21 protein-coding genes are annotated in these 24,667 nt (G+C 54.8%); 12 read left to right on the forward strand and 9 right to left on the reverse strand.

Features of this window, described 5'->3' with window-relative positions:
- Positions 1-904: 904 nt before the first annotated feature.
- Positions 905-3,652: a DNA methyltransferase gene (locus tag EJL02_RS00005; protein ID WP_125114375.1), complete on the forward strand. Its 2,748-nt coding sequence runs from the start codon at positions 905-907 to the stop codon at positions 3,650-3,652.
- A gap of 119 nt (positions 3,653-3,771) precedes the next feature.
- On the opposite strand, the gene EJL02_RS00010 is transcribed toward EJL02_RS00005, so the two are convergent.
- The 9 genes from EJL02_RS00010 to EJL02_RS00050 form a co-directional block, all read right to left on the reverse strand.
- A complete protein-coding gene (locus EJL02_RS00010) occupies positions 3,772-5,637 on the reverse strand; it encodes a glucose PTS transporter subunit IIA (protein ID WP_125114376.1) in 1,866 nt (621 codons plus the stop codon).
- A 20-nt stretch (positions 5,638-5,657) separates the two neighbouring features.
- On the reverse strand, positions 5,658-7,124 hold the full coding sequence (locus EJL02_RS00015) for a glycoside hydrolase family 1 protein (protein ID WP_125114377.1): 1,467 nt from the start codon (positions 7,122-7,124) through the stop codon (positions 5,658-5,660).
- Between the two features lie 165 nt (positions 7,125-7,289).
- Positions 7,290-8,102, reverse strand: a complete 813-nt coding sequence (locus EJL02_RS00020) for a MurR/RpiR family transcriptional regulator (protein ID WP_125114378.1) — start codon at positions 8,100-8,102, stop codon at positions 7,290-7,292.
- Between the two features lie 504 nt (positions 8,103-8,606).
- Positions 8,607-9,467, reverse strand: a complete 861-nt coding sequence (locus tag EJL02_RS00025; RefSeq protein ID WP_125114379.1) for an IS3 family transposase — start codon at positions 9,465-9,467, stop codon at positions 8,607-8,609.
- Positions 9,464-9,775: a helix-turn-helix domain-containing protein gene (locus EJL02_RS00030; RefSeq protein ID WP_125114380.1), complete on the reverse strand. Its 312-nt coding sequence runs from the start codon at positions 9,773-9,775 to the stop codon at positions 9,464-9,466. The genes EJL02_RS00025 and EJL02_RS00030 overlap by 4 nt, the downstream gene beginning before the upstream one ends.
- Before the next feature lie 151 nt (positions 9,776-9,926).
- The gene (locus tag EJL02_RS00035) at positions 9,927-10,757 is read right to left on the reverse strand and encodes a PRD domain-containing protein (protein WP_125114381.1); all 831 of its coding nucleotides are present in this window, start codon (positions 10,755-10,757) and stop codon (positions 9,927-9,929) included.
- Positions 10,758-10,799: 42 nt separating this feature from the next.
- Entirely contained in the window at positions 10,800-12,212 is a 1,413-nt protein-coding gene (locus tag EJL02_RS00040; protein WP_125114382.1) for a glycoside hydrolase family 1 protein, read from the reverse strand.
- A 16-nt stretch (positions 12,213-12,228) separates the two neighbouring features.
- Entirely contained in the window at positions 12,229-14,100 is a 1,872-nt protein-coding gene (locus EJL02_RS00045; protein WP_125114383.1) for a beta-glucoside-specific PTS transporter subunit IIABC, read from the reverse strand.
- A 963-nt stretch (positions 14,101-15,063) separates the two neighbouring features.
- A complete protein-coding gene (locus EJL02_RS00050) occupies positions 15,064-15,303 on the reverse strand; it encodes a hypothetical protein (protein ID WP_125114384.1) in 240 nt (79 codons plus the stop codon).
- 245 nt (positions 15,304-15,548) lie between these two features.
- On the opposite strand from EJL02_RS00050, the gene EJL02_RS00055 reads away from it, so the two are divergent.
- The 11 genes from EJL02_RS00055 to EJL02_RS00105 all read left to right on the forward strand — a co-directional run bounded on the left by EJL02_RS00055 (position 15,549) and on the right by EJL02_RS00105 (position 24,663).
- Entirely contained in the window at positions 15,549-16,496 is a 948-nt protein-coding gene (locus tag EJL02_RS00055; RefSeq protein WP_125114385.1) for a sugar ABC transporter substrate-binding protein, read from the forward strand.
- A gap of 14 nt (positions 16,497-16,510) precedes the next feature.
- Positions 16,511-17,818: a sensor histidine kinase gene (locus EJL02_RS00060; protein ID WP_125114386.1), complete on the forward strand. Its 1,308-nt coding sequence runs from the start codon at positions 16,511-16,513 to the stop codon at positions 17,816-17,818.
- Positions 17,815-18,492: a response regulator transcription factor gene (locus tag EJL02_RS00065; protein ID WP_125114387.1), complete on the forward strand. Its 678-nt coding sequence runs from the start codon at positions 17,815-17,817 to the stop codon at positions 18,490-18,492. The genes EJL02_RS00060 and EJL02_RS00065 overlap by 4 nt, the downstream gene beginning before the upstream one ends.
- The gene (locus EJL02_RS00070) at positions 18,489-19,793 is read left to right on the forward strand and encodes an ABC transporter substrate-binding protein (RefSeq protein WP_125114388.1); all 1,305 of its coding nucleotides are present in this window, start codon (positions 18,489-18,491) and stop codon (positions 19,791-19,793) included. The genes EJL02_RS00065 and EJL02_RS00070 overlap by 4 nt, the downstream gene beginning before the upstream one ends.
- Before the next feature lie 216 nt (positions 19,794-20,009).
- Positions 20,010-20,435: a PTS sugar transporter subunit IIA gene (locus tag EJL02_RS00075; RefSeq protein WP_125114389.1), complete on the forward strand. Its 426-nt coding sequence runs from the start codon at positions 20,010-20,012 to the stop codon at positions 20,433-20,435.
- 35 nt (positions 20,436-20,470) lie between these two features.
- Complete coding sequence (locus EJL02_RS00080) at positions 20,471-20,965, forward strand: PTS system mannose/fructose/N-acetylgalactosamine-transporter subunit IIB (protein ID WP_125114390.1); 495 nt, start codon at positions 20,471-20,473, stop codon at positions 20,963-20,965.
- 78 nt (positions 20,966-21,043) lie between these two features.
- Entirely contained in the window at positions 21,044-21,904 is an 861-nt protein-coding gene (locus EJL02_RS00085; RefSeq protein WP_125114391.1) for a PTS mannose/fructose/sorbose/N-acetylgalactosamine transporter subunit IIC, read from the forward strand.
- Positions 21,905-21,906: 2 nt separating this feature from the next.
- Complete coding sequence (locus EJL02_RS00090; RefSeq protein WP_125114392.1) at positions 21,907-22,728, forward strand: PTS system mannose/fructose/sorbose family transporter subunit IID; 822 nt, start codon at positions 21,907-21,909, stop codon at positions 22,726-22,728.
- A 29-nt stretch (positions 22,729-22,757) separates the two neighbouring features.
- Positions 22,758-23,042, forward strand: a complete 285-nt coding sequence (locus tag EJL02_RS00095; protein WP_125114393.1) for a hypothetical protein — start codon at positions 22,758-22,760, stop codon at positions 23,040-23,042.
- A complete protein-coding gene (locus EJL02_RS00100; protein WP_125114394.1) occupies positions 23,039-23,860 on the forward strand; it encodes a Cof-type HAD-IIB family hydrolase in 822 nt (273 codons plus the stop codon). Before EJL02_RS00095 ends, EJL02_RS00100 begins: the two co-directional genes overlap by 4 nt.
- The gene (locus EJL02_RS00105; RefSeq protein WP_125114395.1) at positions 23,857-24,663 is read left to right on the forward strand and encodes a Cof-type HAD-IIB family hydrolase; all 807 of its coding nucleotides are present in this window, start codon (positions 23,857-23,859) and stop codon (positions 24,661-24,663) included. Before EJL02_RS00100 ends, EJL02_RS00105 begins: the two co-directional genes overlap by 4 nt.
- The last annotated feature ends 4 nt before the right edge of the window (positions 24,664-24,667 follow it).

Raw genomic sequence — 24,667 nt, forward strand, 5'->3', positions numbered from 1 at the left:
GCGAATGGGCAGCGCCGGTGAGAGGGCGCTCGTGGCCGCCTTTTGCGAATGGGCAAGTGCGGCGTTGTTTCGGCTTCCTGACCTGCATCGTGCTGGCGTGCGCGATACCCGCCTGTGGCGCGGAAGCAAGTTCCGTTCGTGCCTGTTTTGCTGATTTCTCATACAAATTTTCCTTTCTGAACGTAAAAACGGACATAATACTGCATAAAAACAGTTTTACGTCCGTCGTTCGTGATAGTCTATATTGTAGGCTATTCGGTGTTCTGAAATTCTTACGGTCCGGAGGGCAGACTGCTCCCCGGGCGGGCTACTCTGACTCATGAAAAATCTTACCTAGTTACAAGTTCAGTATACAATTAAAAGTAACCTTCGTAAATAGGAAGTTTTTTCGTATTGCACCATGGATGAAAAAGTGGTTTACTAAAAAGTTCAGACTATCGGTACCCTCGTTCATTTTTCCTTTCCTGAGTAAAAAGGACATAGCACTGCATAGCAGTTCTATGTCCTAAGGGCTTCTGATTTCATGTGAATTTTGTGCGTATACCTGCGGTATCGCGTCAATTCTTGGTTGCCAATCCATTTATAACGGCGCAGAAGGCAGACTGTCCCCTGGGCGGTGATACGATGACAACAAAAAATACGAAAACCTGAGTTCATTTTTATTATAGCGCGGCTGATGCCGCTTGTATAGTTGACATTTTGTCGGGTATATAAATTTATTTGCTGATAGGAGATAATTCAGCTTGCATTTTGAAGTTGCTTTGTCGACGAAAGAATACTGATTAGATTTATCACAATCCAATGCTTTACAAAATTGCGCGAATGTGCGTTGTTGTCTGGAAAAATCAACTAGCCTGTGCTATGCTTAATTAAAACAGAATTATTTCTGGGAGGATATGCTACCATGACAGATGTGCAGCAGCGGGCGGCGGCAAAAGATTTTACAAAATATTGGACAGGCCGAGGGGACGAGAAACAGGAAACACAGCGTTTTTGGATTGACTTGCTGCGGAACGTCTACGGCGTGGAAGAACCGGAAAAAGCCATTGAATTCGAGTATCCCGTGAAGCTGGATCATGTCAGTTTTATTGATGGATATATCCGGGAGACTCGTGTGCTTATTGAGCAAAAGGGCGCGGACATTGATCTGCGGCGGGGCTACAAACAGTCTGATGGTTCCATGCTGACACCCTATCAGCAGGCTCGTCGCTATGCAGGCTATCTGCCCCATGATATGAATCCACGTTGGATTGTGGTTTGCAATTTCCGTGAGTTTCATATCCACGATATGAACCGTCCGAATGACGAGCCGGAAGTAGTGGCACTGGACGATCTAGAGAAAGAATATCATCGCTTGAACTTTCTGATAGACACCGGGGACGAGAATATCAAAAAGGAGATGGAGGTCTCCTTACAGGCCGGCGAAATCGTTGGCGTCCTGTATGATGCTCTCTTGAAGCAATACAAAGACCCGGAATCCCCGGAGACACTGAAAAGTCTGAACGCCCTGTGTGTTCGGCTGGTATTTTGTCTGTACGCCGAGGATGCGGAGATTTTCGGCGGTCATGGTAAATTTCACGACTATATGCAACGGCACCAGAGCGATGCCAGACGCGCCCTGATTGACTTGTTTCGGGTGCTGGATACAAAGCCGGAAGCCAGAGACCCCTATATGGACGACGATCTCGCCGCATTCCCCTATGTCAACGGTGGTCTGTTTGCCGATGAGGATATCATTATCCCCCGGCTGGATGAAAACATCGTAGATCTGATTCTCCACCGGGCAAGCGAGGATTTCGACTGGTCTTCCATTAGTCCCACCATCTTCGGTGCTGTGTTTGAAAGCACTTTGAACCCGGAGACCCGGCGCTCTGGAGGAATGCACTATACCAGTATTGAGAACATTCACAAGGTCATTGACCCGCTGTTTCTGGATGACTTAAAGGCTGAATTGAAGGAAATTCAAGAAATCGCTATCGAACGGACTCGAAAACTCAAGCTCAAAGCGTTTCAGGCCAAACTGGCTGGTCTAACCTTTCTCGACCCGGCTTGCGGTTCAGGCAATTTCCTGACAGAGACTTACTTATCTTTACGTCGATTAGAAAATAAAGTTCTGGCAGTGCTCAATTATGATCAGATAATATTGGATATGGACAATCCAATTCAGGTCTCTATTAGTCAGTTCTATGGCATCGAGATCAATGACTTTGCTGTGACAGTAGCCAAGACAGCATTGTGGATCGCGGAAAGCCAGATGATGAAAGAGACCGAGGACATCATGCACATGTCTCTGGACTTTCTTCCGCTGAAATCCTACGCGAATATTGTGGAGGGTAATGCCTTGCGGCTGGATTGGGAGAGCGTTGTTCCAAAGAATAAGCTGAATTACATTATGGGTAACCCGCCGTTTGTTGGTTTCACCTATATGACCTCAGCACAAAAGGCAGATATGCAAACAGTTTTTCCTAAAACAAAAAATCTTGATTTTGTTTGTGGATGGTATAAGCGGGCTTCTGATTTTATTCATGGCACAGTAATTGAGTGCGGATTTGTTTCTACGAATTCTATTGCACAAGGCGAAACTGTTTCGGCATTATGGAAGTACCTGAATATTAAAATCAATTATGCATACCACACATTTATATGGGATAGTGAAGCAAAATTAAAGGCTCATGTTCACTGTGTTATCATTGGTTTTGCAGATTTCGACAGAAAAGTCAAGTGGATATTTCAGGGAAACAATAGGATTCAAGTAGAAAATATCAATGCGTATCTATGTGACGCGCCCAATATTATCGTTGCGAGTCGAAGTAAGCCATTGTGTAATGCCCCGGCAATGGTGTATGGAAACAAGCCAGCGGATGGTGGAAATTTGCTCATTGAAGATAGCGATTATAATGATTTCATATGTAAAGACCCAGATTCAGCAAAGTTTATTCATCCATTATTAGGAGCATTTGAGTATCTACACAATAAGAAACGATGGTGCCTATGGTTGAAGGGTGTATCACCCGCTGAACTGCAAAAGTGTCCATTAGTAATGGAACGCATTAAACGTTGCAAAGAAACAAGGGAAAATAGCATTGCCGCTGGCATCCGAAAATTTGCTGATACTCCGATGCTATTTGCTCAAATAACCCAACCAGAGGGTGCAGATTATATTATCATTCCGCGAGTATCATCTGAACGCAGACGGTATGTGCCGATGGGATTCATGAGTGCAGAGACGATTGTTACGGATTTAGTTCAAATTGTTCCGAATGCTTCACTCTTCGAATTTGGTGTTCTAACCTCAAATGTACATATGGCTTGGATGCGCGCTGTAAGTGGAAGATTAAAGAGCGATTATCGTTATTTAAAAGACATTGTCTACAATAATTTCCCTTGGCCCACGCCCACCGATGCTCAGAAGACTAAAATCGAGGAGACCGCCCAAGCCATTCTGGACGCTCGCGCCCTTTATCCAGACTCCAGCTTGGCTGATCTTTATGATGAGGCCACCATGCCCCCGGAACTGCGCAAAGCCCATCAGCAGAACGATAAGGCCGTCATGCGCGCCTATGGTTTTGACATCAAAACCACCACCGAGACATCTTGCGTAGCGGAGCTGATGCGGATGTATCAAAAATTGACGGAAGAAAGCAAGAAATAGATGAGAGATTTAATTATTGGCGTTGTTTCAACCCTGATTTCGACAACTATTAAAGGAAAGGCTCGACGCATTTTACGCCGAGCCTTTTATCTGCCGTCAACATGGCAGAAAGGGGAAGCTTACTTCGTAATGATTTGTCCATGGCCGACATTGCCGAACGGAACAAACGCGATTGTTTTATCCGCAGGCTCAGTGACGATCAACATGGTCGTCATATCATAGCCTTTGTTGCGAAGCATGTCCACATCTACGCGAAGGATGGGCTGTCCGGCCTGCACGGTGTCGCCTTCGGCCGCCAGAAGTGTAAATCCGTTGCCCTTTTGCTCAACCGTGTTGATTCCAACGTGTATCAATACCTCTACGCCGTCCGGGCGTGTTATACCGAAAGCATGTCCGGTATCGGCCAGCATACCGATTGTGCCGTTGCAAGGTGCGGTGATGAGACCGTTTTCGAGCACGAAGGCAACGCCGTCGCCCAAAATCTTGCCAGAAAAGGTTTCGTCGTTAACGGTGGTGATGTCTACCATCTCGCCGTCTACAGGTGCGGTCAGCACATCATCTGCTGCAGGGGCGAGGACGGGCGTGTTAGTGTCCTGCGTCGTGTTGGTCGAGGAATCGGTATCCGACGTAATTAGAAAGGTGACCACTGCCGATACAACGATGGCCATAGCAATTGCAGCCGCTGCAGCGATAATCGTATCCTGGAAGATTGGCAGCGCCAACAAGGTCGAATAGCCCATGATGTATACACGCGCACCCAACAGTGCCGCAACAATGCCGCCAGCCGCGCCGCCGACCATCACGCCGATCATTGGCTTCTTACGCGGCAGATTGATGCCGTAGATTGCCGGTTCAGTTACGCCGGCTACAATGCAGCCGAACGCGATGCCCAGCGCTTCCGAGCGCTGGTTTGCATTTTTGGCGCGCAGTCCGACGCCAATGCAGGCGCCGCCTTCGGCCATGTTATGCAGGATGAAAGCGGGACGGAAAATCGAATCATAGCCCGGCTCCACAAGGGCTTGCGTCATAAAAGGCACAAGTGCCGTGTGCATACCGCACATGACCAGCCACGGCAGGCAGGCCGCCAGCGCACCGACTGCCACAAAGCCGATATTGTCGCCAAGGAATACAAAGATTTTGGCAAGATAAGTGCCCAAAAATCCGCCGAGCGGTGCAAGCGCCAGAAAACCGATGCAGGCGGTCACGGTGACGGTGCAAAGCCCGACCAGAAGCGACTTGAAAATACCGGGGATGATTTTGTTGAAGAACTTCTCCATGTAGAAGGCCAGCAGCGAGATCAGAAGTGCCGGCAGCAGGGAACTGGAGTAGGATGCCAGCCACAGCGGCAACCCCAGAAAGCTGACCGGCTCACCGGCTGCGACGAGTGCGGTGTAATTGCCGTGCAGCAGTGCCGCCGCCGCGATCATGGCATAAATGGGGGTTGCGCCCAGCTTGGACGCCGCTCCGTAGGCTACAAAAATCGGCATGAAGAAGAACGCCGCATCCGCTACGCCGCTGAGTACGGTATAGGTGGTCGAATCCGCAAAACCGCTGTTCACCAACGTAATCAGCAGCAGGACAACCTTGAGCATACCGCCTGCCACCAAACCGGGCAGCATAGACGCTACTGCGCCGGATACATAACCCAGCGCACCCAGTACCGCGGTTTTAGGGGTGAGGGGCTGCTTTTTTGCATCCAGATTTTCCGTTGTTTCCGCACTGGCATTCAGGTGGAAATCACGGATTGCTGTTTCGTAGACCGGCAGCAGATTCTGGCCCAGAATAACCATATACTGCCCGCCGGCAGAAACCACGCCCAGAACGCCCTTGACCGCTTTAATCCGCTTGGTATCGGCGCGGCTCTCATCTTTGAGCACAAAGCGCAGACGTGTCATGCAGTGCCCCAGTGAAATAACATTTTCCGCGCCGCCGACCAGCTGGACAATGTCATGCGCCATTTCCGTATAATTTAATTTTTCCGCCATGATTCTTTTCCCCTTTCCCTTTAGTCTTGCGCCCACAGGGATTCGCCTTGCGTGGCGATCACCTGATGCATCCAGTCGTAGGACTTTTTCTTGCGGCGTTCAAGGGTACCGTTGCCCTTGTCGTCCATATCGACATAGATCCAGCCGTACCGCTTTTTCATTTCACCCGTGGAAAGGGATACTAGGTCGATCGGTGCCCACATGGTATAGCCCAGTAGCTCCACACCGTCTTGGCACATGGCCTTCATCATTTCGCGCAGATGGTCGCGCAGGAAGGAAATACGGTAATCGTCCTGAATCGAGCCGTCCGCTTCGATCGTGTCGACTGCCCCCAAGCCGTTTTCCACGATAAACAGCGGTTTCTGATAGCGGTCGTAAAATTCATTGAGCACATACCGCAGGCCAATCGGGTCTACCGGCCAGCCCCACGGTGTGGACTCCAGATAGGGATTGGGGTCACCACTGATTACATTCACCCGTGTTTCCGTCGAGATAACGTTGGAACGGTAATAACTAAAGCTGATAAAGTCCAGCGCGCCCGCAGCAAGAATTTCGTCATCTCCCGGTTGCGTATGCAGCGTTACATCACGGCGGCGGAGCAGGTCGGCCGCGTAACTGGGGTATTGGCCACGCGCCATGGTATCAATGAAATAATAGGTTTCCCGGCGCTGCTGCATATGGCAGAAAACGTCTTCCGGTTTACAGGTGGCGGGGTAAATGGCGCTCGAAGCATACATTGCACCAAACATCGAGCCGGGCATCATCTCGTGGCCGAGCTTGACCGCCTGTGCCGATGCCAAGAACATATTGTGCACCGCGTTGTAGTGCGTCTGATTGTCGCATTTATGGGTGCCGCAGGCTGCAAAACCGCGTACAGCGTTGATCTCGTTGAATGTCAGCCAATAGCGGCATTTGCTGCCATAGCGCGAAAACAGCACCTTGCAGTATCGCAGGTAGCAGTCGATGGTGTGACGGCTCGACCAGCCGTCATAGTGTTCCGCCAGATAGACCGGCAGTTCATCGTGGTGGATGGTGATGAGCGGCTCCATGCCCAGCCGGATCATCTCATCGATCAGTGCATCATAAAAGTCCAGTCCGGCTTGATTGGGCTCGGTTTCCTCGCCGGTCGGGAAAATGCGGCTCCAGCAGATTGAAAAGCGGTACACATTGCAGCCCATTTCTGCCAGCAGGCGAAGATCTTCTTTCCAGTGGTGATAATGGTCAACCGCCTTGTGGCTGGGGTAGTAGTATTGCGCATCCAGACACGGTTCAGCGCCATCCGGCAGGCTTTCCGGATTGAAGAAGCTGCTGCGCGCCAGCCCGATGCTGCCGTCCGGCATGCGGTAGGTGATGCAGCGCGGATGCTCAACCGATCCGTCTGTTTCAAAGTCGTGCGTGGATAAGCCGCGCCCGTCTTCCTGGCAGCCGCCGTCAAACTGAAAGTCTGCGGTTGCACCGCCCCAAAGAAACTCTTTTGGTGTTTTCATGCTTATTCCTCCCGTTTTCTGCCTGTTGTTTGACTTGGATGAATCAATTTTAGCACCAAAAGACAGGAAAACTGTTTTTTTCGAAAAATGGAAACTATGGAAAAGAACAGAACCGGAAGGCAAAAGCTTTCCGGTTCTGTTGATTGTAAGAATGCACAAGTTCATTCAAATATTTTGGCTTTTCTGCACATACTCCCGGTACTTATAGGCGATGATATCCGTAATTACCCCATACACTATGCGATGGGTACATAGGGAGCGGGTTTTCTGATAGCGAACACAATAGGCCACCCGTGGGTCATGCTCGATTTGCGGGTTGGAGGTGATGACAACTACCTTGGCGTGTGTGCGTGAAAAGGCGCGCTTGTTTGCAAAATCATCGATTTGCTGATATTTATCCAGAAAGTCTCCCGAATCGCTGAATACGATAATCAGCACATCTTCTCCTGCATTTTGAATAAAATTGTCTTGCTTCAGGTCGTTGAGGTTAGTGACAATAAATTTTTTGTTGTAAGCCAGCTTGATCTGAAAATCCAATGCAGCCGTTTCGGAGAACATCAGGCCAAACGCGCCGACCCGCTGATAGTGCGCCAAATCCCGCACCAGACGATCCCCCGCACTCCAGTCCAGAGAGCGGTAGGTTTCACCGATATCCTGTTGTACGGTGAGCATATAGGAGTCAAGGGAGGTATCCCGGATATAATCCATCACGTTCGTTACATAGTTAAACTGGTTGTGGTATTTGTTATCCAAAAATACCGATGCATCGCGGAAGTCGGCAAAGTCATCGTATCCAATATAGCGGATGAATTTGGAGATCGTGGATTTGGAAACCATACAGGCTGCCGCCAGTTCACTGATAGAGTAATGCTGTAGTGCATCAAAATTTTGCAGCATGACAACCGCAATGTGATAATAGGTGGAGTCCGCTTCTTCCTCGTTTAAGAGAATCAAAAGACGGTGGAAGAGCATACCCATGATAAACCCTCCTTTTTGTGTCGGTTTGCGACAAACGTTGAATGTGTAAGTTATATAATTGAAATGAACGCATCAAACGATTCACGAAAATCAGATGTCTGTTAGAATTAAGGTTCTCATACGTATTCTGACAGAAAGGGCTAAGTGATAAGATACTCTTTATTCTATCATAGATTTTGCAGACCGCAAGAAGGGGAAGTATCTGAGAGCTGAAGAACACAGTACTATCCAAGTTTTGAAGAAGCAGTGATTCCGTAACCGTATGGCGACCCGTATCATCTATTGCCGCTATCCATGCATAAGCATGTTCGTGATGAAACCGTAATACAGCGAGCGTAGGAAAAAGTTTTTCTGTCATGTTAAAGAAATAGATAATCTGGGATGAAATAGCATAAGTTTATGATAAAAAACCACCCCCGAGAGTCAAGACGCAATGTGTCCCAGTGAACTGCTCCGGATTGTGCGGACAGTACAAAAAAGCCCCCTGATAGGAAATGTTGCGTTTTAGGAGGAGAGGCGTTGCGTTAGCGGCGGCTCTCCTGTTTTTAACTGGATGCGCTCGTGGTTATAAAAGTGAATGTATCGGTCAATCATCTCATTGGCCTCGGAAAAGGTAGCAGGCTTGTGCCGGTAGATACACTCTGTTTTGCGGATAGAAAAGAAATTTTCCGCCATAGCGTTGTCATATGGATTTCCTCTTCTTGACATAGATGGTGTAATGCCGTATTGTTTAGTTAGGTTAAAGTACGCTTGGGAAGTATACTGAAACCCTTGGTCGCTGTGGAGCTGCAACTCCGCAGCGATCTTCTTTTTCTCCTGTTTCATAGCCAGACGAATGGTATCCAGAACCAGATTTACCGTCTGCCGGGTTCCGGTCTTGTAAGCCACAATGCTGTTGTCATAGAGGTCTCGGATCATAGACAGATACACGACACCCTGTTTGGTTTGAATATACGAAATATCCGTTACCCATTTCGAGTTTGGCCTTTGTGCGTGAAATTGGCGGTTGAGCAAATTCGCGTATTTATGTACCTGTCGGCCCATCTGCTGCCATTTTCTGTGACGGCGGATTTTAGAAAGCAGATCATATTTCTTCATAATACGTAAAATTGTTTTAGGATTACGGTAGATACCCTCATTGTTTTTCAGCCATTGCCACATCCTGCGATATCCATAGGTTTCAAAACACTTCCTTTGCTGCTGACTAATTTTTTCTATCAGTTCGGCATCTTTTACCGGCCTGCCCAAGCGACTTACGAAGCTATAGTAACCACTTCGTGATACGGCAAAGAAATCGCACATAACGATTACTGGATATTCTGTTCGATGACGATAGATCACAGCGTATTTTACAGACGGCTTCACTTCCTTCCGGTGGATTGCAGAAAATCCCGCAGTAACTTGTTCTCCATTTTGAGCCGGGCAATCTCGTAAGCCTGTTCCGCTTCTTTATTGCGTGGCAACGCATCTTTCCTCGGCCGACCTACAGGTTTTGGATTGAGTCCTGCCGCGATTTTTCTTTCCCGACGCCGATAGCGCTTTAGCAAATCTTTGACTTGCTCTTTTGAAAGTCCGAAGTGATCTGCAATTTCGCGCTTGGTTTTACCCGCTTTTTTCATCTCGACAATCTCGGCTTCCCAAATTTTAAGATGCGTATATTTTCTCTTGCACATAGCGATACCCCCTGATGTAGTTCTATTTTCCTACATCAAGGGGTATTTTGTCACTGTCCGTTTTTACTGGACCCGTTCACCAGCTCTTGGGGGTTGATAGATTTCAGCACTTAAAAGGTGTAAGCTGCGGTGCGTTTTGAAAAAGCAAACGTTACAGCATGATGCGCGTCATGTGGATGGTCAGGTAGATCAGTTCTTCGCGTGGGATATCGACCTGTAGGTTGCGCTGCATATAGCCTGCGATGCGCTTGGCACAGGCATAGGCCTGCGGGTTCTGTTCCAGCACCGGCTCGAGCACCTGAATATCCTCGCCTTTGAGCATCTTGCCGTCGAGCACACGCTCGATGAAGAACTGCATGTGCGTCAAAAAGCGTGAATAATGGATAGAGTTCTCGTCGATTGTCCGGCCAAAAGACATTTGGATGATGCCGTACATGTCCTTGAGCATGCGCATGGCCTGCATGGTGCGCTCCATATCCGGGTTTTCGGTCTGCGCGTTGACCAGATGGAAGGCGATGTTTCCTGCTTCTTCGGGCGGCAGCTCGATATCCAGCCGCTCGTTCAGCAGCGCGCGGATCTGCTGACCGGTTGCGAACTCCTTGGGGTAAAACCGCTGCACCTCCCACAGCAGCCGGTTGGGCAGCACGATATGCTTGCGGCAGCGCTCGACCGCGTAGACCAGATGGTCGAATAGCGTCACGAACAGCTGGTCGCTCAGCTTGCCGGGGAACTGCTCATAGGCCAGCTGCAAGGCATCTTCGAGTGTTTCGGCAAAGGTATCCGGAATCTCCTGCAGCAGCTGCATATATCGCTGTGCGGAGCTCTCGTCCTGCAGCACGAACACCTTTTGAATTTGTTCCTGCCGCAGCTCTTCGCCCACCTGATTGAGAAAGCGCAGGCCCTTGCCCATGACGATCTGCTCGCGCCCGTTTTCGTCCGCTGCAAGCAGCAGATTGTTGTTAAGGATCTTGCGCACGATCATACCGTTATCTCTCCTACCTGAGAAGTTTCTCTGCTTTCTATTTTATAGGTTTTTGCCGTTTTCGGCAATGGTCTTTTGATACCAGTAAAAGCTGTCCTTGGGATAGCGGCGCAGATCACGCAAGTCCTGTTCGTCGCGGTCGACATAAATAAAGCCGTACCGCTTCGCATAGCCTTGATGCGTGCTGACCACATCCACCGCCGCCCACGGACAATAGCCCAGCATATCCACGCCGTCGGTAATGGCCTCGCGCATCGCGTGCAGGTGCTTTTCGTAAAACTCGATGCGGTAGGGGTCGTGCACGCTGCCGTCCGCTTCCAGCTTGTCGGGCGCGCCGATGCCGTTTTCCGTGATCAGGATGGGCAGGTGGTAGCGCTCGCACACCTTGCGAAGCGTGTAGCGGAAGCCGGTCGGATCGACCACCCAGCCGTACTGCGTTTTGCCGACATAGGGGTTTTCCGCCGCACGGTATACGCCCTCTTCGCCCAGCATGATCTGCTGGTCGCCCGCGCGGGCGGATACGTCGGATGCGTCACCGCGGCTGGCGGCGATGGTCGCGGTAGAATAGTAGTTCATCGCGATAAAGTCTGGCTTTGCGCCCGCGAGGGTGTCCCAGTCTTCCGGCTGGATTTCGGGCGTCAGGCCGCGGTCCTCCAGATAGCGCATGGCGAGCGGGTGATACTGCCCGAACACCGGCACATCCGCAAAGTTCCAGCAGCGCAGCACCTCCCAGTTGTGCGCGGCAATCGCGTCTTCGGGACGGCAGGTCTCGGGGTACATCGCGGTCAGGTTGAGCGCGGGGCCGATTTTGGCCTGCGGGCACAGGACGTGGCACAGCTTCATCACGCGCGCCTGAGCGAGCATCATGTGGTGGTTCATCTGGTAAAGATCTTTGCGCGAGGGCAGTTGGCCACCCTTGGGCAGGCCGATGGCGCCCGGATGCAGAATCATCGTGTTCTGCTCGTTGATGGTCAGCCAGTATTTGACCTCGCTACCGTATTCGGTAAACAGCACGCGGGCGTAGTTTTCAAACGCGTCGATCGTTGCGCGATTGAGCCAGCCGCCCTGCTGCTCAAGACACCACGGCAGGTCGAAGTGGTACATCGTGACGACCGGCTCGATACCGTATTTACGGCATTCCGCAATCACGGCGCGGTAATGCTCGACGCCTGCGGGATTGACCTCACCCGTACCCTGCGGCAGGATGCGCGTCCACGCGATCGAAAAACGGTAGGCTTTCAGCCCCATTTTGGCAAACAGCGCGATATCTTCGGCAAAATGGTGGTAGTGGTCGCTTGCGACCGTGAAATCCGCGTAGCCCGCCGGATGCTCATACATGTCGATGATGGACGGGCTTTTGCCGTCCTCGTCCCACGCCCCCTCGACCTGATAGGCCGAGGTGGACGCGCCCCAGAGGAAATGCTCTGGGAAATCGAGCAGTTTCTGATAGATCATGAGGATGTTTCCTTTCTTATTTCACAGTCAGCACAGTGTCGCCCGGACGTACCTCGCAGCCGGTCTGCGCTTCGATCGCGGTATAGATGTCTGTATTGGTCAGGATGATCGGTGTGACGGTTTCATATCCGGCCTTTTCGATCGCGTCCTTGTCAAACGAGATCAGCAGGTCACCCTTTTTCACGCGGTCGCCCGCCTTAACATGTGCGTCGTAGTATTGGCCTTGCAGGTTGACCGTATCGATGCCAATGTGGATGAGCAGCTCCATGCCGTTGTCGCCCATGAGGCCGATCGCGTGCTTGGTCTCAAACAGCGAGGCAACCTCGCCGTCAAACGGCGCGTAAACCTTGCCCTCGGACGGTTGGATGGCCAGACCGTCGCCCATGACTTTCTGCGAGAACACCGCGTCGTTGACTTCGGTCAGGGGAAGGGCGCGGCCCGCGAGCGGGGCGGCAGCCTGCGCTTCGCCGGCCGCGGCCGGAAGGGGAGCGGAAGGGGCGGACGGAGCGGGCGCTTCGTCTTCTTCATTGGTAGGATCGTCAAAGCCCATGATCCAAGTGGCGACAAAGGCCGCGGCGAACGAAATGATACAGGTGATGACCGCATGGACAATGTTCATCGGGTTTTCACCGATGAAGGCGGGCAGCGCCGCGAGACCCGGCGAGACGAACGCATAGCGCACCAGACCGGACAGGCCGGCGTAGATACCGCCGATGCCGCCGCCGATCATCGAGGCGATAAGCGGCTTTTTGAGCTTGAGGATAACGCCGTACAGGCAGGGCTCGGTGATGCCCATGACGGCGGTAAAGCCAGAGGAGAATGCCAGCTGGCGCAGCTGGTGGTTTTTGGACTTGCAGGCGACTGCAAGCGTCGCGCCGCCCTGTGCGATGTTGGAGGCCAGCATGCCGGGGCCATTGACGATCTCATAGCCGAGCGAGGAGATCTGCACGGTAGCGATCGGGGTCATGGCCCACGCGGTGCCGGTCAGGACAAGGAACGGCTGGAACGCGCCCATCAGCATGGGCAGCAGCCAGCTTGCGGTGGCGTTGATCGAGTTGGCGGCCGTTTCGATGACCGTATTGAGGAACGCGCCGAACGGGCCGACGATCAGCAGTGCGATTGGGGTCGAGATAAATAGGATGATCAGCGGCTTGAGGAAGAACTTGATGATCGAGGGCGTGTATTTTTCTGCGAGCTTTTCGACATAGGACATGATCCAGATGCTCAGGATGATCGGAATGACCGAGTAGGAGTAGTCAACCAGCCGCACCGGGATATTGAAAAAGTCTATCGGTTCGCCCGCAGCGACCATACCGCTCCACGTCGGATGCAGCAGGGCGCAGGCCAGCGTCATCGCAAGTACCGGGTTACATTCAAACTTGATCGCCGCGCCGTAAGCCAGCAGCACGGGCATGAAATAGAACGCCGCATCCGAGATGAAGTTGAGGATCTGATAGGTGGATGAGCTGTCGCTCAGGCCGCACAGTACCAGAATGGAGAGCACAGCCTTGATCATACCGCCGCCGATCAGCGCTGGGATAACCGGCGTGAACGTGGTCGAGATAACGCTAACGATGCGGTTGATGATTGAGGGCTTCTTTTCTGGCTCAGCAGAGGCCGTGTTACCGCCGCCCGAAGCGGTGCCGCCCATTTCGTTGATCAGTGCGCGGTAGGTGATCGGCACGTCGTTGCCGACGACGACCTGAAACTGGCCGCCCTTTTCGACCACGCTGATAACGCCCGGCGTTTTGGAGATCGCTTTGTCGTCGACTTTGCTGCGGTCGTGAAACTCAAAGCGCAGACGAGTTGCGCAGTGTGTCAATTTGCTGATGTTGTCCACGCCACCGACCAACGGCAGCAGGTCATAAGCTAATTTTTTGTAATCCATAAGGAACCCCTTTCTTTGTGGTGCAGAGCCGTCCGGTCCGCTGCGCGCGATACGGTTCAAACGGCACAAAAAAAGACCACAACAAAAAATCATCCAGAAGATGATCCTTTGCGTGGTCTTGCCTGCATTACCAGTAACAGCCATTCAATTGACTGAAATTAGTCTAGCAGAGCACAGTAGAAAAAACAATGCGCAAGTCCGACAAAAAGATGTGTGTTGAGTTGTGCAGGGTGGAGAAAGAATGCTACTGATACGAATTTTTCGCAGTTATTCTATATCGCTGCGCGTTGACACTTCGCTTGATCAGTGCTTCTGGGATTGTGATATGGTTGTTCATCTGCAAACACTCATCTCTTTTACATCGGACGCATTCGTTGGTACGGATGGGAGTACACAGCTTGCAGCATTGACTTCCAGAGAAAAGGATAGTCGGAGTTCGCCCGTGCTATCTATGCATCTATGGATTGAAGCCAATCAACAGAACAGCAGTATGGTATTGTGTTGTCAGGTGCTCGTCATGAACCCGTAACACAGCGAGTGCGGGAAGAAGTTTTTCTGTCATTTTTCTGTCATGTCAAAAGAAAGACATGATTTGGGATAAAATAGTATAAAAATAATACACAGTAATATGAAGTAATATTTGTTAACATCGATACATGAAACAGCTTTTCAATATAGTATATCACCAAATAAAACAAAACGGTATTGTAAGATACGTGAGGAGAATAACATAGCCGAACTGTAAATCTGTCGTCTATGACTTCGGTGGTTCGAATCCACCACCTCCCACCAGTTACGAAAAGCACTCCAAACGGAGTGCTTTTCTTCTTTTATGCCGTGGTTTTGTTTAAAAAAGTTCGTGTTTTGCGTTTTGGCCTTTGACCGCACAAGACGCCGTAAAACATGCAAACCCTGTCCGCAGGCATGCGTCTGCGGACGGGGTTCGTCTGTGTAGGAAAGCGTTCATTCTGCCGTGACGTCCCGCTGCATCAGCCGGATGGCAAGGCCGGTAAAGACCACCGTATATGCGGCGCAGGCCAACAGAAAAGGCACAAGTGCAATCGTCATTTGCGGGTTGTTCGCGCGCATGCCGAGGGAGAGCAGCGAATAGGGGAAAGCGTAGCCCCAGCCCTGCCCGAGAATCAGCAGGCCGAAAATCCCGCCGATCAGGCCAAAGGCCACCGGCGGCGCAGCACACGGCACCGGCTTGAAACTGGTCGCGCAGATCGCGGCGGCGCACGGCGGGCAGGCGCGCTTTTTCCCGGGCGCGGTTTATCGCTGCGAGCTGTGGCTGCCCGCGGCGCACCCATGAAAAATGCCGGCAGCCGGGCGGCATCGCATGGGTTTGAGACAGCCTGTCTGATATCATCCCAGAGAAAAAACGGTCGAAAACAGTTTGCATCCCTTCTTTAATATGATATGATGGAAGAAAATGAGGGGGGCTGGCGATGAAATGGAGATGGCTGCTTCTCGCGTTGTGCGGTGTGGTGTTGACGGTGTGGCTCTGTCTGACGCTGGGCGCATGGGGCGGGCAGCAGGAGGAGCCGCTGCGCATCGGCGCGACGTACATGACGATGAACAACCCGTTTTACAGCGTCATTGACGAAGAACTTCGGCTGATGATCGAAAGCCGCGGCGATATTCTGCTGACGCGCGACCCGGCGCTCGATCAGGACAAGCAGAACGACCAGATCCATGAGCTGCTTTCCGACGGAATCGATCTGCTGGTGATCAACCCGGTGGATTATCAGCAGATCCGCCCGGCTTTGGAAGAGGCGCGCGCGGCAGGTGTGCCGGTTGTGATCGTGGATTCGCAGGTCAGCGATCCCACACTGGTAGCCTGTACGATCGCGTCGGACAATTATGGCGCGGGCGTATTGTGTGCCGAGCATCTGATGCGCACGCGGGATGCGGCGTGCATCGCGCTGCTCGAGCATCCGGCCGCGCAGTCGGGCGTGGACCGCATTCAGGGGTTTTGCGATACGATCGCCGGCCATCCGCAGTATCAGATTGCCGGCCGCGCGAGCAGTGACGGCCAGCTGGAACTGGCCATGCCGGCACTCGACGGCCTGCTGGACAGCAACCCGGCGATTGATGTGGTCATGGCGCTCAACGATCCCACGGCGCTGGGCGCGATGGCGGCGCTGGAGGAACGGCATCTGCTCGACCGGACGCTGGTTTACGGTGTGGATGGCGCGCCGGAAGCGAAAAACATGATTTTTGAAGGTGCCATGACGGCGACGGTTGCCCAGTCGCCCATTCAGATCGGCCAGACCACGGCGCAGGTGATCTATCAGATCCTGTCCGGTGAGCCGTACGAGACCGAAATCATTGTGCCGGTCGAACTGATCACGGCGGAGAACGTCAGCCAGTTCGGCGCGGACGGCTGGCAGTAAAGGGGGAAGGCACCATGCAAAAGGACGAGAGCCTGACCCTGCTGCGGCAGGTGATGCTGCTGATCAATCTGGCGCTGTGCGCGTTTATCAGTGCCGTGTTTGTGCTGACCCCGCTGCGTGCGGCGCAGCGGGCGGAAGGCGTACATTTCTTGCAGGGACTGAGCAGCCTGCCCGCCGCACCGTGGAGCGTCGCCTTTGCGGCGATGGGCTTTGCCGCATTTGTGATGATCGACCTGCTTTGCCGGCGCGGCAAGCTGGGCAGCGGTCGGCCGGCGCTGTGGCTGGAACCGGCCTTTGCGCTGCTCGTGATTCTGGCGCTGCATTTGGACTATAACGGGCTGCTGCTGCTTGCGGTGGTCAACTTGGTCGATCGCCTGCGCGGCCGCGGACGGATGCGCTTTCTCGCGGCGATGACCTCGCTCTATCTGCTGACCAGTCTGGATGTGCTCCGGTCGGGGTTGGGCATGGTTTCCGTGTCCGAATATCTGGCCTATTACGAGGGGCAGCCGCGTCAGCTGATGCAGTCGGCGATCGGCTTGCTCAGCGCGCTCAACCTGATCCTGTTTCTCGGGTATATGGTCATTCTGGTCGGACGGCGGACGGAAGAGAACGCCGCCATCCGCCGGTTGAATGGCGAACTGGAACGGGCGAACGAGAAACTGTCCGTTCTTAATGTCCAGCTGAAAAACTATGCCGCAGAAAGCGAGCGTATGGCGGAGACCCGCGAGCGCAACCGCCTGGCGCGCGAAATCCACGATACGCTCGGCCATGCGCTGACCGGTATCACCGCCGGGGCGGACGCCTGCATCGAGATGATGGATATTTCGCCCGATATGGCGCGCAAACAGATGGAATTGATTGCGAAAACCGCCCGCGCGGGCATGAACGAGGTGCGCCGTTCGGTCAGCGCGCTGCGCCCGGACGCGCTGGAGCGTTTCCGCCTGTCCGAGGCGCTGGCCAAGCTGTGCAGCGAGATGCAGCAGACCTCACATGCCGAGATTCGGCTGGACATGCAGCAGACCGATCTGCGCCTGTCGCAGGACGAAGAGGATGCGGTGTACCGAATCGTGCAGGAAAGCGTGACAAACGCCATCCGGCACGGGCATGCGACCGAAATCAATGTGTGCCTGTCCTGTCAGGAGCGCCGCATGTCGATCGTGGTGCAGGATAACGGCATCGGCTGCGCGAAGATTGAGCAGGGCTTCGGATTGCGGCATATGCGCGAGCGGCTGCGGCTGCTCGGCGGCAGCCTGCGCGTGGACGGAACCAACGGCTTTCGGATTGAGGCCGATATACCGCTTCGATGGGGGGATGAAGTATGATCCGCGTATTGATTGCAGACGATCAGGAGCTGATTCGTCAAAGTTTGAGCTTTGTGCTGGATGCGCAGGCGGATATCGAGATGGTGGGCACCGCGTCCAATGGGCGCGAAGCGATTGAACTGGTGCGCAAGGAAAAACCGGATGTCGTGCTCATGGATATCCGTATGCCGGAGGTGGACGGTGTGGAGTGCACGCGGCTGATCAAGGCCGCTCATCCGGAGATCAAGGTTATCATTCTGACGACCTTTGACGATGACGAATATGTGTTCGGCGCGCTGCGCTACGGCGCGTCCGGCTATCTGCTCAAGGGCGTTTCGGTCAAGGAACTGGCCAATGCCGTGCGCGAGGTGGTGCGCGGCGGGTCGATCATCATGCCGGGCGTGGCGTCCAAGGCGCTGGAAATGTTTGCGCGCATGGCGCGCGGCAGCATGCAGATCCCGGTTAACGCCAAGCAGACGGACGAGCTGCAGGAAAACGAATGGCGTGTGATCCGTGAGGTCGGCTGCGGAAAATCCAACAAGGAGATCGCGGCGGCGCTCTGTCTGTCGGAAGGTACCGTGCGCAATTATCTGAGCAGTGCACTGAGCAAGCTCGACCTGCGCGACCGCACGCAGCTGGCCATCTGGGCGGTGCAGACCGGGGTAGCGGCCAACCCCTATGGAGACAAGCCATGATGAGGGCGGTCAAACGGCTGACGGGCGGGGGGCTGCTGGCGGCGCTGGTGCTCGCCGTCACAGTGTTCGGCTCCTCGCGGGAAACCGTGATCACGGTCGGCGTGATTGCCGGCAGCTACTGGGATGCCCCGACGGGCAACTGCTATGCGGTGATAGATGACGCGATTGCCCGGTTTGAACAGGCGCACCCCAATGTGCGTGTGGAATACACCAGCGGTATCCTCAAACGGGACTATTCCGAATGGCTGGCGGATCAATATCTGCTGGGCAAAGAGCCTGATGTTTTTCTGGTAATGCCAGAGGATTTCGGCATGCTGGCGGAGCTTGGCGCGCTGCAGCCGCTGGACAGTCTGCTGCAAAACGACGGCGCCGTGTCCGAGGCGGATTTTTATCCGGCGGCGCTGGAAAGCGGCGTGTCCGGCGGCGTACAGTACGCGCTGCCGTATGAATGTGTGCCCACGCTCATGTTTGTCAACAAGACGCTGCTCGAGGCGGAGGGCATCCCCGTGCCGGACAGCGACTGGACGTGGGAGGATTTCTATGCGATCTGCGCCAAAGTTACGCGGGATACCGATGGCGACGGCACGATCGACCGCTTCGGCAGCTATGGCTACACCTGGCGGGACGCGTTGGTGTCCAACGGCGCGGCGCTGTTCGACGAAAACGGCAGCCGATGCCTGATTGCGGAGCCGTCCTCGGTGGAGGCGGTGGAATTTGCGCAAAAGCTCGAACAGCTTTATGTGGACTGCGATATCACCGCGCGCAGTTTTGACGAAGGAAATGTCGCGTTCCGGCCGTTTCTGTTTTCCGATTATCGGACCTATCAGCCGTATCCTTGGCGCATCAAGCGGTATTCCGGCTTTGAGTGGGACTGCATCCCCATGCCGGGCGGGCCGTCCGGGTCCGGTCGGTCCGAGCTGAGCACCGTGCTGGCGGCGATCAGCAGCCGTTCCTCCCAGCAGGCGCTGGCGTGGGAGCTGCTCAAAGAGCTGACCTGCTCGGACGAGACGCAGGAGATGCTGTACACCGATTCGCATGGCGTGTCCGCGCTGCGGCGCGTCACGCAGTCGCCGCAGACCCAGCGGATCTTGCAGCAGGATACGCCGGGCGACAGTCAGCTCGGGCTCGAGATTCTGTCGGATGTCATGGAGCAGGCGGTCACAGCGCCGCATTTCCGGTCGTATGATCAGACGCTGCTGCTCGCGGAAAGTCTGGTGGCAACCGCGATGGAGGACGACCATAATCTGGCGCTTCAGCTGCAGCGCGTGCAGCGTGAGCTGGAGGAATATTTGCAAAATTAAATCCGATCTTTTGGGTTAAACCCCGATCAGCCGGTTCCGGCTTTGGCAATGTGTCAAAACCGGAACCGGCTTTTTTGCATTTTTGGACAAAGCAAATGACATTTGTCATGTAAAACAGGATAAGTGTCATCTGACATTCGTGACAAAGTGCAGATGTAAATTGATGGCTCGATTGGTAAAATTGACTCAACAAAAACGAGAAAGGGGAAACACAACATGAGATATCTGATTTTGGTCAGCCACGGCACCTTCGCACCGGGCCTGCACAACGCGGTGGGCATGATGGCCGGCGCAGACCGCAAGGATATCCGCTCGACCAGCCTGCTGGACGGTATGGATGTGGACACCTACCGCAAGGCGTTTGCCGAACTGGTTGCCGATGTCACGGAAGAGGATGAGATCCTGCTGTTTGCCGACATCATCGGCGGCTCACCGCTGACGACCGCGATGGAGGTGCTGACCGAAAAAGGCCTGCTGCCGCACACGGCTGCCATCGGCGGCATGAACCTGCCGCTGGTACTGACTGCTGCCTTTGCGGACGCGGACGCACCGCTCGAGCAGGTTGCAGCCGAAATCATGGAAGAGGGCCGCGGACAGCTCAAGCCGTTTGCGCTGGACGGCGGCGACGAAGACGAGATCTGAGGATAATTTGCAGCACGGAATAAGGAGGAAATCATATGTCTATTTCATTTATTCGCGTAGATGACCGCATGATTCATGGTCAGACCTGCACCCGCTGGGCGCTGGAATATCCCTGCGACGGCCTGATCGCCGTCAACGATAAGGCAGCCAAGACGCCGGTACTCAAGGCAGCGTACAAGAACGCCAGCGACAAAAAGACCTTCGTCTGGACGCTCGACGAGTGGCGCGCCAAGTGCGGCAAGGTGCTGGCCAGCAAGGACCGTTATTTCCTGATCACCAAGGACCCGATCACGATGAAGAAGATCCTCGTCGATGACGGCTTTGATCCCGGCGAGGTCAAGACGGTCATCATCGGGCCGTGCAACGACCGTGAGGGCGCGGTCAAGCTGGGCAACAACCAGTCCATCACGCAGGAAGAGGCGGACGCACTCGAGGCGATCATGCAGAAGGGCTACGAAGTGGAATTTGCCCTGATTAAAGAAGCCGCCATTGGCAACTGGAGAAAATTCCGCGGCCAGTTCGGCTATTGATCGTATCCAAAGGCTGCCTTGTGCGGCTTTGTGATAACAACAAAAGGGGTTTTATCAGAAAGGTAAGGTGAAGGATTTATGGAAATCCAGGTATGGCAGGCAGCATTGTTCGGCTTGTTCGCCTGTTTGGCGTCCATGCCCGGCCTTGGCGGCACGGTATTCGGCAACTACACCTTGGGCCGTCCGTTGGTCGCAGGTTTGGTAGTCGGCCTGATCATGGGTGATGTGCAGACCGGTATCTATCTGGGCGCAGCCATTCAGGTTGTTTACATCGCGCTGGTCACGCCCGGCGGCACGGTATCCGCGGACGTACGCGCCATTTCTTACATCGGCATCCCGCTGTCCATCGTTGCGGTGCACGGCATGGGCCTGAGCCCGGCGTCGCCGGAAGGACAGGCAATGGCAGTCACCCTCGGTTCTGCGGTTGGTACGCTCGGCACGGTGCTGTTCTACGGCACGGCAACCGTCAACCTCGTCTGGCAGCACATGGGCTGGCGCGCGCTGGAAAAGGGTAATCTGCGCAAGCTCTATCTGGTCGATATGGGGCTGCCGTGGATCTCGCACATCCTGTGCTCGTTTATCCCGACGTTCATCATCACCAAGGTCGGCGTCAACATGGTTGACCTGATGAAGGCGTATCTGCCGATGGACGGCATCGCTATGAAAACGCTGTTTACGGTCGGCTCGCTCCTCCCGGCAGTCGGTATTGCGATCCTGCTCAAGCAGGTGGCGACCAAGCCGGTCGATCTGTTGACCTTCCTGTTCGGCTTTACGCTGGCGGCCTGCATGGGTCTGAACCTGATCGCGGCGTCGGTCGTCGGCGGTTTCTTCGCGGTCATCAATTACCGCATCAAGCTGCTGAGCATGCAGAAGGCTGCGCCCGCTGCCGCGTCTGACGCCGGCACGGACGAATTCGACGATGACGAGGAGGAGATTTGACCATGGCTGAAAAGAAGCTTTCCAAAAAGGCGCTTGCGAAATCCTTCCGCAACTGGTATTACGGCCATCTGACCTGCTTCTCGCAGGAGCACATGCAGACGTTCGGCTACCTGTGCGCCATGCTCCCGCTGGTAGAGGAGCTGTATGACACCAAGGAGGAGCAGAAGGAAGCCCTCCAGACCTATTCCGCATTCTTCAACACCGAGCCGCAGCTCGGCACGGTGATCGTCGGCATGACCGCAGGCCTCGAGGAGGCCAAGGCCAACGGCGAAGAGATCGACGGCGAAATGATCAACGGTATCCGCGCCGGCCTGATGGGCCCGGTTGCCGGTATCGGCGACAGCCTGCTGGTCGGTACGCTCATTCCGATCCTGCTGGGCGTGGCGCTCGGCATGTCGTCCGGCGGCTCGCCGCTCGGCGCGATCTTCTACATCATTGTTTACAATCTGGTGCTGACGCTCGGCATGCGCTTTTTGTACTACAAGGGCTACGAACTGGGCGGCAAGGCGGTTGAGCTGATCGTCGGCGAGAAGGCAAACGCCATCCGCGAGTCGGTCATCATGCTGGGCACCATCGTCATCGGCGCGGTTGCCGCAACCTGGATTTCGATCACGACGCCTCTGGTCCTGCCCGGCGACATCGCCTTGCAGACCGGTGTACTTGATACGATCTTCCCCAAGATCCTGCCGCTGGCTGCCGTCATGTTCTGCTACTGGCTGATGAGCAAAAAGAAAATGGCGCCGACGACCGTTATGCTCATTCTGGTCGGCGTGGCGCTGATCGGCGTGCTGCTCGGCTTCTTTGATCCGCAGCTGAGCTACTAAGACAAAGATTTGGAAAGGAGTTTTCGCAGATGAAAACCAAACTGAGTAAGAAAACGCTGCTTTTGGAAGCCCAGCAGCAAAAGGACGCGCTGAAACGGCTGCAAGGCTGGCTCAGGAATGCGATGCTCCTTTCCTCGTGCGCTGCGGTGCTGGCCTGGTGGGGCCTGAGCGGAGGCGGACTCCGCCTGGCCTGCGGCGTGGCGGGCATCGTACTGGCAGCGGTCAGCGTGGCCTGTGCCGCCCTGATCGGGCTGGGCATCCACAACGGCCGCCGCAATGTGGACCACATCCTAAAGGCGGTGGAGCAGGCATGAGCAAGACCGGCAGCACAGCGTTTCCCCTTCGCCTGTTGTGTCTGGATATTGACGGAACCCTGCTCGACACCGCGCATCAGCTGCCGCCCGAAAACCGGGCGGCAGTGCGGTTTGCGGCGGACAGAGGGATATGCATTTGCCTGCTGTCCGCCCGGCCGCCGCAGGCAATCGCGCCGATTGCGCATGCGCTGGGCGTGCCGGGGCCGGTGGCGAGCTTCGGCGGGGCGCTGATTGAACAAGGAGATAAGCGCATTTTCGACCGCAGACTGCCCGTGGATACGGCGCGGACGGTGATCGATCTGGCGCGCAAGCAGGACATTTCGCTCAGCCTGTACCGCGACACCGCTTGGTGTGTCGAGCGGGAGGACGGATGGAGCCTGCGGGAAAGCGCGATCACCGGGCTGCGTCCGACGGCGCTGCCGCTTGTGCAGGCGCTGGCAGAGGGCGCGCCGCACAAGCTGCTGTGCATGGGCGAGGCGGCGCAGATCGACCGGTTTGACCGAACCTTACAGCAGCGGATGCCGGAAGCTGAACTGCTCCGCTCCAAGGACGAATATCTGGAGATCATGCCGCGGCAGGCGGGCAAGGCGGAAGCGCTGCTGACGATGTGCCAGTATCTTGGCATTGCACCGGCGCAGGCTATGGCGATCGGTGATCACGATATCGACTGCGCGCTGCTGCGTGCGGCGGGCGTCGGCGTGGCGATGGGCAACGGCTCGGACGCCGCGCGGAAGGCGGCCGACTGGATCGCGCCGGACAACGACCACGCGGGCGTGGCGGCCGCGGTGTATCATTGGATCGGGGAGGGAGACAAATGAAATATCGTTTGCTTGCGCTCGACTTGGACGGCACGCTGCTCAATTCCCAAAAGGAGATCACGCCCGAAACGCGCAAAGCGCTTGCGTGGGCCAAGGCGCGCGGCGTTTATGTGGTGCTGTCCACCGGCCGCATCGTGGGCGAGGCCGCGGAGTTTGCCCGCGAGATCGCCTGCGAGGACAAGATGGTCACTGCGGGCGGCGCGGCGATCGCCACAGCGTCAGACGAGCGCATTCTGGAAAGCTGGGCGATGCCCTGCGAGATCGGTGCGCAGGCGGTCGCGGCGGTGCAGGATCTGCCCGTGCGCGTGATGATTTATGTGGGCGACAAAATCTATATCAACCCGTTTTCCGACCGCGATTTTGTGCAGAACTATCGCGTCGAAGGGTTTCACGCCAACAAGGTCGTGCTGGACGATATTGCGGGCGCAATCCGGGCGCGCGGGCTGGATGTGACCAAGGTGTATGCAATCGGGGAGCGTGCCGATCTGGACAAGGCGCTCGAGACCATCCGCCTGCTACCGGGCATCACGATCACCAGCTCGGGCAGCGATAATTTCGAAGTCATGCCGGCGGGCGTGGACAAGGGAAGGGCACTGATTCGTCTGGGTGAAATGCTCGGCGTGGCACCCGAGGAAATGGTCGCCATTGGCGACAGCGACAATGACGCGGCCATGCTGCGCGCGGTCGGCATGCCGGTGGCGATGGGCAACGCCGACCCGGCGCTCAAAACTGTGGCGAAGTATGTCACAGCCGACTGTGACCACGACGGCGTGGCACAGGCAGTGTATCATCTTTTTTCATAAAACC

Source organism: Agathobaculum sp. Marseille-P7918 (genome assembly GCF_900625105.1).
Lineage (GTDB): Bacteria > Bacillota > Clostridia > Oscillospirales > Butyricicoccaceae > Agathobaculum.

Coding starts and splice junctions, on each gene's coding strand:
- EJL02_RS00005 (WP_125114375.1), top strand. CDS start 905: ATGACAGATGTGCAGCAGCGGGCGGCGGCAAAAGATTTTACAAAATAT.
- EJL02_RS00010 (WP_125114376.1), bottom strand. CDS start 5,637: ATGGCGGAAAAATTAAATTATACGGAAATGGCGCATGACATTGTCCAG.
- EJL02_RS00015 (WP_125114377.1), bottom strand. CDS start 7,124: ATGAAAACACCAAAAGAGTTTCTTTGGGGCGGTGCAACCGCAGACTTT.
- EJL02_RS00020 (WP_125114378.1), bottom strand. CDS start 8,102: ATGGGTATGCTCTTCCACCGTCTTTTGATTCTCTTAAACGAGGAAGAA.
- EJL02_RS00030 (WP_125114380.1), bottom strand. CDS start 9,775: ATGTGCAAGAGAAAATATACGCATCTTAAAATTTGGGAAGCCGAGATT.
- EJL02_RS00035 (WP_125114381.1), bottom strand. CDS start 10,757: ATGATCGTGCGCAAGATCCTTAACAACAATCTGCTGCTTGCAGCGGAC.
- EJL02_RS00040 (WP_125114382.1), bottom strand. CDS start 12,212: ATGATCTATCAGAAACTGCTCGATTTCCCAGAGCATTTCCTCTGGGGC.
- EJL02_RS00045 (WP_125114383.1), bottom strand. CDS start 14,100: ATGGATTACAAAAAATTAGCTTATGACCTGCTGCCGTTGGTCGGTGGC.
- EJL02_RS00055 (WP_125114385.1), top strand. CDS start 15,549: ATGAAATGGAGATGGCTGCTTCTCGCGTTGTGCGGTGTGGTGTTGACG.
- EJL02_RS00060 (WP_125114386.1), top strand. CDS start 16,511: ATGCAAAAGGACGAGAGCCTGACCCTGCTGCGGCAGGTGATGCTGCTG.
- EJL02_RS00065 (WP_125114387.1), top strand. CDS start 17,815: ATGATCCGCGTATTGATTGCAGACGATCAGGAGCTGATTCGTCAAAGT.
- EJL02_RS00070 (WP_125114388.1), top strand. CDS start 18,489: ATGATGAGGGCGGTCAAACGGCTGACGGGCGGGGGGCTGCTGGCGGCG.
- EJL02_RS00075 (WP_125114389.1), top strand. CDS start 20,010: ATGAGATATCTGATTTTGGTCAGCCACGGCACCTTCGCACCGGGCCTG.
- EJL02_RS00080 (WP_125114390.1), top strand. CDS start 20,471: ATGTCTATTTCATTTATTCGCGTAGATGACCGCATGATTCATGGTCAG.
- EJL02_RS00085 (WP_125114391.1), top strand. CDS start 21,044: ATGGAAATCCAGGTATGGCAGGCAGCATTGTTCGGCTTGTTCGCCTGT.
- EJL02_RS00090 (WP_125114392.1), top strand. CDS start 21,907: ATGGCTGAAAAGAAGCTTTCCAAAAAGGCGCTTGCGAAATCCTTCCGC.
- EJL02_RS00095 (WP_125114393.1), top strand. CDS start 22,758: ATGAAAACCAAACTGAGTAAGAAAACGCTGCTTTTGGAAGCCCAGCAG.
- EJL02_RS00100 (WP_125114394.1), top strand. CDS start 23,039: ATGAGCAAGACCGGCAGCACAGCGTTTCCCCTTCGCCTGTTGTGTCTG.
- EJL02_RS00105 (WP_125114395.1), top strand. CDS start 23,857: ATGAAATATCGTTTGCTTGCGCTCGACTTGGACGGCACGCTGCTCAAT.